Consider the following 8,499-nt stretch of genomic DNA (forward strand, 5'->3'; position numbering starts at 1 on the left):
CCTTGAGGGCCCTGCCCGACAGCTTCGTGATGTCCTCGCCCTTGTACGAGATCGATCCGGCGGTCGGGCGCTCCAGGTGGACGAGCATCCTGGCCACGGTGGACTTCCCGCAGCCGGACTCGCCGACGATGCCGAGGGTCTCGCCGGCCGCGAGGCCGAAGGAGACCCCGTCGACGGCCTTGACCGCGCCGATCTGCTTCTTGAAGAGGACGCCCTGGGTGAGGGGGTAGTGCTTGACGAGGTCGCGGACCTCCAGGAGGGGCTCAGGCACCGAGGCACTCCTTCCAGAAGAAGCAGGCGCTGGCCCGGTCCGGGGCGACCTCCGCGAGCGGCGGGACCTCGGTGCGGCAGACGGGGCGGGCCATGGGACAGCGCGGGTTGAAGGCGCAGCCGGGCGGGATGGCCAGCAGGTTGGGGGGCAGGCCCTTGATGGCGTACAGCTCCTGGCCCTTCTGGTCCAGGCGCGGGATCGAGTCCAGCAGGCCCCGGGTGTAGGGGTGGGCGGGTGCCCTGTAGATGGCGTGGACGGGGGCGGACTCGACGATCCGGCCCGCGTACATGACGGCGATCCTGTCGGCGACGTCGGCGACGACGCCGAGGTCGTGGGTGATCAGGATCAGCCCCATGCCGAGTTCCCGCTGGAGCTCGGCGAGCAGGTCCATGACCTGCGCCTGGACGGTGACGTCGAGAGCGGTGGTGGGTTCGTCGGCGATGATCAGCGAGGGTTCCAGGGCCAGCGCCATGGCGATCATGATGCGCTGGCGCATGCCGCCGGAGAACTGGTGCGGGTAGTCCGCCACGCGCTGCCGGGCGGCGGGGATCTTCACCCGGTCCATCAGCTCGACGGCCTTGGCGCGGGAGTCCTTGCGGGACATGCCGCGGTGGATCTCGAACATCTCGCCGAGCTGGGCACCGACGCTGAGGACGGGGTTGAGGGAGGAGAGGGCGTCCTGGAAGATCATCGCCATCTCGGCGCCGCGGATCCTCCTGCGCTCGTCCTCCTTCATCTTCAGCAGGTCCTTGCCCTTGAAGAGGATCCGGCCGCCCGCGATCCGGCCGGGCGGCGTGTCGAGGATCCCCATCACGGCCTGGGCCGTCACCGACTTCCCGGAGCCCGATTCGCCGAGCACGGCGAGCGTCTCCCCCTCGTCCACCGAGTAGTTCACCCCGTTGACGGCCTTGGCGACCCCGTCGCGGGTGGTGAACTCCACGTGCAGATCGCGGACTTCGAGCAGCATCTGGCGGCTCACTCCTCAGCGCAGCTTGGGGTCGAGGGCGTCGCGCACGGCGTCGCCGAGCATGATGAAGGCGAGCACGGTCAGGCTCAGGGCCAGGGCCGGCCAGAGCAGCATGTGCGGGGCGTTGCGGATCTGGGAGGCGGCGTTGGAGATGTCGATGCCCCAGGAGACGGTGGGCGGGCGCAGGCCCACGCCGAGGAAGGACAGGGTCGCCTCCAGGGCGATGTAGGTGCCGAGGGCGATGGTGGCGACGACGATGACGGGGGCGACGGCGTTGGGCGCGACGTGCCGCAGCAGGATGCGGGCGTTGCCGGCGCCGAGGGCCCGGGCGGCCTGGACGTAGTCGTTCTGTTTGGCGGTGATCACCGAGCCGCGGGCGATGCGGGCGAGCTGCGGCCAGCCGAGGAGCACGATGAAGCCGACCACCGGCCAGACGGTGGTGCTGGTGACCACGGACAGGAAGACGAGCCCGCCGAGGACGACGGGGATCCCGAAGAAGATGTCCGCCACCCGGGAGAGCAGGGAGTCGCCCCAGCCGCCGAAGAAGCCGGCGAGCCCGCCGAGGGCGGAGCCGAGCAGGGCGGCGCCGAGGGTGGCGCAGATGCCGACGGTGATGGAGGCGCGGGCCCCGTACACGGTGCGGGTGTAGACGTCGCAGCCCTGGGTGTCGTAGCCGAAGGGGTGTCCGGGTGAGGAGCCCTGCTGCGATTTCGACAGCTCGCAGTGGAGCGGGTCGCCGCTCGCGATGAGCTGGGGCCACAGGGAAATGACCACGAGGAAGAGGATGAAGAGGGAGGAGATCACGAAGACGGGATTGCGGCGCAGCTGGTGCCAGGCGTCGGACCACAGGGAGCGGGCCCGTTCCCGGGGCGCCGAGGGGTCGGGGTCGAGCGGCTTCTCCAGGCTCTCGGCCTCGTCCAGGGCGAGGTCCATGGCACCTCCCTGCCCGGTCGGGGCGACGGCCTCGTTCTCGCCCGGTCCCACCGGGTCGTAGGGCTGTGGTTCGGGTTCAGGCATAGCGGATCCTCGGGTCCAGGACCGCGTAGAGCAGGTCGACGAGCAGGTTCGCCACGAGGAAGACGATGACGAGGATGGTCACGAAGCCCACCACGGTGGGCGAGTTGCCGCGCAGGATGCCCTGGTAGAGCTGGTAGCCGACGCCGTGGATGTTGAAGATCCGCTCGGTGACGATGGCGCCGCCCATGAGGGCGCCGATGTCGGTGCCGATGAAGGTGACCACCGGGATGAGGGAGTTGCGCAGCAGGTGGCGGCCGACGACCCGGCGGCGCGGCAGTCCCTTGGCGACGGCGGTGCGGACGTAGTCGGCCTTGGCGTTCTCGGCGATGGAGGTCCGCGAGAGCCGGGTGACGTAGGCGAGGGAGACCAGGGCCAGGACGATGCCGGGCAGGATCAGCTCGTCGAAGGGGGCGTCCGGGGAGACGGTGGGCCGCACCCAGCCCCATTTGACGCCGAAGAGGTACTGGAGCAGGTAGCCGGTGACGAAGGTGGGCACGGAGATGACGACGAGGGTGGCCACCAGCAGGGTGGTGTCGATCGTCTTGCCCCGGCGCAGTCCGCTGACCACGCCGAGGCTGATGCCGACGACGATCTCGATGAGGATCGCGACGCAGGTGAGGCGGAGGGTGACGGGGAAGGCGGAGGCCATCAGATCGGTGACCGACTGGCCGTTGAAGGCCGTGCCGAAGTCGCCCTTGAAGATCTGCCCCATGTAGTGGACGTACTGCTGCCACAGGGGGCGGTCGAGGTAGAGGTCCTTGCGGATGCGGGCGGCGGTGGCGGGGTCGGGGGCCTTGTCCCCGAAGAGGGCGGCCACGGGGTCGCCGAGGGCGTAGACCATGAAGAAGATCAGGAAGGTGCTGCCGATGAACACGGGGATCATCTGGAGCAGCCGCCGGATCACATAACGTCCCATGGATGCTCCAGGGTGTCGGGCTCGGCGGCGGGGGTCAGCTGACCTTGATCTCGTTGTAGACGGGGACGCTGAACTGGTTCAGGGCGACGTCGGAGATCCGCTCGGAGTGCCCGGCGCTGCCGTTCTGGTACCAGAGGGGGATGGCCGGCATCTGCTCGGCGAGGATCTTCTCGGCGTCCTGGAACTTCGCGACGGCCTTGGCGGTGTCGCTCTCCTGGTTGGCCTCGTCGACCAGCTTGTCGAAGTCGGGGCTGCTGAACTTGCCGTAGTTGGAGGAGGCGCCGGTGTAGTACAGCGGCTGGAGGAAGTTCTGGATGAGCGGGTAGTCGGCCTGCCAGCCGGAACGGAAGGGGCCGGTCAGCTTGTACGCGCTCTGCTGGTTGCGGAAGTCCGCGAAGGTGCCGACGGGGTTGACGGTGCAGACGGGACCTTCGCCCAGGGCGTTGTTGACGCTGTTGCAGACGGCTTCCATCCAGTCCCGGTGGGAGCCGGTGTCCACGTTCGAGGTGAGGGTCATCTTGCCGCCGGGCAGGCCGCCGCCCTCCTGGATGAGCTTCTTGGCCTCGGCGGGGTTGAACTTGCAGGCGTCGCCGCAGAGCGTGGCGTTGAAGCCGCCCTTCGCTCCGAGGGCCGGCGAGGTCCAGTCCTTGGCCGGGGTGCGGGTCTCGCGGAAGATCTGCTCGGTGATCTCGTCGCGGTTGATGGCCATGGAGATGCCGCGGCGGACCTTGTCCGACCCCTCCTTGCTCCACTGCGGGTCGTACAGGGGGAAGGTGAGGGTCTGGATGATGAGGGCGGGCTGGTTGATGTACCGGTCGCCGAGGTCGTTCTTGACGTTCTTCAGCTGCTGGGCCGGGATGTCGTCGACGAGGTCGAGGTTGCCGGAGATCAGATCGGTGTAGGCCGTGTTGTTGTCGGTGTAGACCTTGAGGTCCACGCCGCCGTTCTGCGCCGGGTCGGGGCCCGTGTAGCCGTCCCACTTGCGCAGCTTCATGCCGGTGCCCTTGGTGTACGAGTCCACCGTGTAGGGGCCGTTGCCGACCGGCTTGTTGAGCCAGCCGGAGTGGTCGGTGAAGAAGGCCTTGGGCAGCGGGGAGAAGGCCTGGTAGCCGAGGGTCTCGGGCCAGGTGGAGAACTTCGACTTCAGTGCCACGGTGAAGGTCTTGGGGTCCTTGACCACCAGTCCGGACATGGTCTTGGCCTTGGGCTCCCCGGAGGCGGGGTGCAGGTCCTCGTAGCCGACGATGCTGGCGAAGAAGGTGGCGTTGTTCTGCTTGTTGCGCACGTCGGCCGCGTAGTTCCAGGCGTCGACGAAGGACTGGGCGGTGACCGGTTCGTCGTTGCTGAACTTCCAGCCGTCCTTCAGGGTGATGGTGAAGTTCTGGCTGTCGGTGGTCTCGATCTTCTCGGCGACCATGTCGCGGGCCTCGCCGGTCTTGGCGTCGTAGCGCTTGAGGCCGCGGAAGAGCATGTCGAGGACCTTGCCGCCCTGCACCTCGTTGGTGTTGGCCGGCTCGAGCGGGTTCTGCGGGTCGCCCCAGGAGGAGCTGACGATCCCCGCCGCACCGCCGCCACCGCCGCTGTCGCTCCCGCCGCCGCAGGCCGTCGCCGCGAGGGCGACGGCCACCGCACATGCGGCCCACTTGGCGTGGGTGGCTCCGCGCATGGACTGCCTCCTAGGGGTCCCAAGACTCACTTAGGGGCAATGTCACCCTATGTGCGGGCGCTTTCACTCTCGGCTGGCCGTTTTGTACCCTCGCGTCCCCTGCCTGTCACCCCTGGGGGTGCAACATGAGCTCCCAGGTGTCGACCGCGTAGTGCAGGGCCATGCCGTGCGCCTCGTAGAGGGCGAGGGCGCCGGTCTCGTTGAGGGTGTCCACGCCCAGGCCCAGGGTGTCGCGGCCGCGGGCGGCGTAGGCGGCGAAGCCGTGGCGCAGGAGGTGGGCGCCGATGCCGCGGCCGCGCGCCTCCTGCCGTACGCCGATGTGGCTGATCCAGCCCATGCTGGTGCGGTCGTCGCGGGTGACGAGGACGGCCGTGTCGCCGCCGCCGGGGAGGCTCGCGATCCACACCAGCGACCAGTCGAGGCGGCGGCCGTCGATGTGGTCGAGCCAGGCCTCGTACGTGCGGTGGGCGTGGCCGAAGTGGGCGGCGAAGGTCTCCTCGACCAGGGCGTGGGCGCGGCGCCGGTCGGCCTCGTCGGCGGCGCAGTCGCGCAGGACCAGCCCGCCGGCCGGGGCGGGCGGCAGGTCGGCGGCGGGCGAGAGGGGGCGGGTCATCACCTGGTAGCGGCGGACGCTGCGGTAGCCGCGGCCGGTGAGGAGGCCGAGGCCGAAGGAGGGGCGGACGTTGAGCTGGACGCGGAGCCGGGCGGCTCAGCAGCGCCAGTGCGGCCCGGTCGTGGCCGGGCAGGACGTAGGGGTCGCCGTCGATCAGGCCCGGTCCGGAGTCGGCCCACACGAGGGCGTAGCCGACGGGCCGGCCGCCCTGGAAGGCGAGCCAGGAGTCGGTGGCCAGGTCCACGTCGGGGCGGTTGAGGTCGGCCTCGACGCTGCCGAGGTCGGTCTCGGGTCTGCCGATCTCGAAGAGGTCCACGGCGTTGAGCAGGGCGCAGATGTCCTGGGCGTCCCCGGGTCCGGCGGCCGCGCCGGCGGGCCGCCGCAACCGGCTTTGCCCGCCCCCGGGGGTCCGGGGGCGGGCGGGGCCTCAGGTGATCTGGACGTTCGCGAGGTCCATGCGGCCCTGGGCGTCGACCTCGACGTGGGTCACGGCCTTGGTGTAGGCGGCGGCGGACATGTACGTGAAGACCGGGATGTACGGGAGGTCCCGGATGACGATGTCGTCGGCCTTCTGGTAGAGCTTCGTGCTGTCGGCCGGGTCGGTGGAGCGGTCGGCCGCGGCGAGGGCCGCCTCGAACTCCTCGCTCTTGTAGTGCCCGAAGTTGGAGCCGTTGGCGATGGCCTCCTTGGAGAACACCGGGCGCAGGTAGTCCTCGGCCGCCGGGTAGTCCATGGCCCAGCCCGTGCGGAAGGCGCCCTCGAACTTCTGGGCCTTCAGGGCGTTGAGCATGTCGCCGATCTTCGGGAAGGGCTTGGGGGTGACCTCGATGCCCAGGTTCGCCTTCAGCTGCGCGGCGACGGCCTCGATCCACTCCTTGTTGTCGCTGTCGGCGTCGTACCCGAGTTCCATCCTGTTGCCGGGGATGCCGCCGGCACGCTGGAACAGTTCCCTGGCCTTGACGGGGTTGAAGATCCCGGCCTCGCCCAGGGCGCCCTTGCGGTAGCCGGGGACGATGGGGCTGATGAAGTCGTCGGCCGGCTTGCGGGTGCCGTTGAAGATGCTCTTCGCGATGGCGTCCCGGTCGATCGCCATCGAGATGGCCTTGCGGATCTCGGGCTTGCCGAAGGCCTCGGGGTTGGCCTCCAGCGGGAGGCCGAGGTAGCCGATGGAGGCTTCCGGCTTGTAGATGTAGCGCTCGCCGAACTCCTGGGAGACCGTGGGCAGGGCGGTGACCGGCAGTTTGTCGACTATCTGCAGCTTGCCCGCCTGGAGGTCGGCGTAGGCGGTGTCGAGGTTGTCGTAGATCTTGAAGGTGACACCGTCGAGCTTGGCGCGGCCGTCGCTCGGGTACTTGGCGTACTTCTTGATCTTGATCTGCTTGTTGTGCTCCCACTTGCCGTCCATCTGGAACGGGCCGTTCCCGATGGGCGCCTCGCCGAACTTCTGCGGGTCCGCCTCGAAGGCCTTGGGCAGCGGGTAGAAGGCGTTGTAGCCCAGCATGTTCTTGAACTGGGAGAACGGCGCCTTCAGGGTCACCACGAAGGTCTTGCTGTCGACGATCTTCAGGCCCTTGAGCTCCTTGGCGGTGGGGGACTTCCCCTTGCCCGGAGCCAGTTCGTCGGAGCCCTCGATCTTGGAGAAGAAGCCCATCGCCTCGGCGTTGTTCTCCTGGTTGGCCCCCCAGTTCCAGGCACGGACGAAGGACTGCGCGTCGACCTTCTCGCCGTTGTGGAAGGTGTAGCCGTCCTTGAGCTTGATGGTCCAGGTCCTGGAGTCCGTGGATTCGATGGACTCGGCGACCGCGAGCTTCGGCTCGCTGGTCCGGTTGTCGTACGCGACCAGACCGGTGAACAGCGCGTGGAGCACCTCGGCGCCCTCGGACTCGCCGGTGTTCTGGCCCACCAGACCGTGCTGCGGCTCGCTCAGCCGCACGGTGATGTGCCCGCCCATCCGTCCCTCGGCGGACGGGTCGTCCCCGCCGCCGCAGGCCGTCATGGCCATCGCCAGCACGACGGTGCCGGCGGCCCATCGGGCGCGCGTTGCTCCACGCATGGGAAATTGCCTCCTCAGGAGTCACTGTCGGTGTGCTCGTGAGCCGACGCTCCCCACAGCGCTTGACCCCAGACGCGAGCTCGATGCGGCCATCCTCGGGGACGCCCGGACCCATAGAACATACCTGAGCGGTCACGTTACCGAGCCGGTACGGGTGGGCCGCCGTGGCCGCCGAACGCCGACCGGGCACGGCCTGAAGCGGCCGTGCCCGGTCGGGTGTGCGCAGGGGATCAGACGGCCAGGACCGACTTCTCCTCGGCGAAGTGGCACGCGGACTCGTGCGCGGCCGGGGTGTCCTCACCCTGGAAGCGCTCCGGGACGGCCAGCAGCGGGACCTCGGTGGAGCAGATGTCCTGCGCCTTCCAGCAGCGGGTGCGGAAGCGGCAGCCCGACGGCGGGTTGGCCGGCGACGGGACGTCACCGGTCAGGATGATCCGCTCGCGGCCCTCGCGGGCCTCCGGGTCCGGAACCGGCACCGCGGACAGCAGCGCCTGGGTGTACGGGTGGGTGGGGTGGTCGTAGATCTGCGTGTCGGTGCCGATCTCCGCCATCTTGCCCAGGTACATGACGCCCACGCGGTCCGAGATGTGCCGGACGATCGAGAGGTCGTGCGCGATGAAGATGTAGGACAGGTTGAACTCGTCCTGCAGCTTCGCCATCAGGTTGATGACCTGCGCCTGCACCGACACGTCGAGCGCGGAGACCGGCTCGTCGCAGATGATGATCTCGGGCTGGAGCGCGAGGCCGCGGGCGATGCCGATGCGCTGTCGCTGACCGCCGGAGAACTGGTGCGGGTAGCGGTTGATGTACTCCGGGTTCAGACCCACGACGTCCAGGAGCTCCTGGACCCGGCGCCGCCGGTCACCCTTCGGGGCCACCTCGGGGTGGATCTCGAAGGGCTCGCCGATGATGTCGCCGACCGTCATGCGCGGGTTCAGCGAGGTGTACGGGTCCTGGAACACCATCTGGATGTTGCGGCGCACGGCCTTGAGGGCC

At 69.1% G+C, this 8,499-nt stretch carries 7 protein-coding genes and 1 pseudogene; all 8 read right to left on the bottom strand.

Annotated elements, in window-relative coordinates:
* Positions 1-271, bottom strand: a 271-nt coding sequence (locus tag VR44_RS17915; protein ID WP_045948526.1) for an ATP-binding cassette domain-containing protein, incomplete at its 3' end; no start/stop codon positions are given.
* Entirely contained in the window at positions 264-1,238 is a 975-nt protein-coding gene (locus VR44_RS17920; protein WP_045948527.1) for an ABC transporter ATP-binding protein, read from the bottom strand. The genes VR44_RS17920 and VR44_RS17915, both read right to left, overlap by 8 nt.
* Before the next feature lie 15 nt (positions 1,239-1,253).
* A complete protein-coding gene (locus tag VR44_RS17925; RefSeq protein ID WP_045948528.1) occupies positions 1,254-2,255 on the bottom strand; it encodes an ABC transporter permease in 1,002 nt (333 codons plus the stop codon).
* Positions 2,248-3,171, bottom strand: a complete 924-nt coding sequence (locus VR44_RS17930; protein WP_045948529.1) for an ABC transporter permease — start codon at positions 3,169-3,171, stop codon at positions 2,248-2,250. The genes VR44_RS17925 and VR44_RS17930 overlap by 8 nt, the downstream gene beginning before the upstream one ends.
* A 34-nt stretch (positions 3,172-3,205) precedes the next feature.
* Entirely contained in the window at positions 3,206-4,837 is a 1,632-nt protein-coding gene (locus tag VR44_RS17935; RefSeq protein WP_045948530.1) for a peptide ABC transporter substrate-binding protein, read from the bottom strand.
* 106 nt (positions 4,838-4,943) lie between these two features.
* Positions 4,944-5,835 (bottom strand): annotated as a pseudogene (locus tag VR44_RS17940) (GNAT family N-acetyltransferase).
* Between the two features lie 42 nt (positions 5,836-5,877).
* Positions 5,878-7,503 (bottom strand): peptide ABC transporter substrate-binding protein, encoded by a 1,626-nt coding sequence (locus tag VR44_RS17945; protein WP_045948531.1) that lies wholly within the window; start codon positions 7,501-7,503, stop codon positions 5,878-5,880.
* Positions 7,504-7,733: 230 nt separating this feature from the next.
* Positions 7,734-8,499, bottom strand: a 766-nt coding sequence (locus VR44_RS17950) for an ABC transporter ATP-binding protein (protein ID WP_045948532.1), incomplete at its 5' end; no start/stop codon positions are given.

It is taken from the genome of Streptomyces katrae (assembly GCF_000966975.1).
Lineage (GTDB): Bacteria > Actinomycetota > Actinomycetes > Streptomycetales > Streptomycetaceae > Streptomyces > Streptomyces katrae.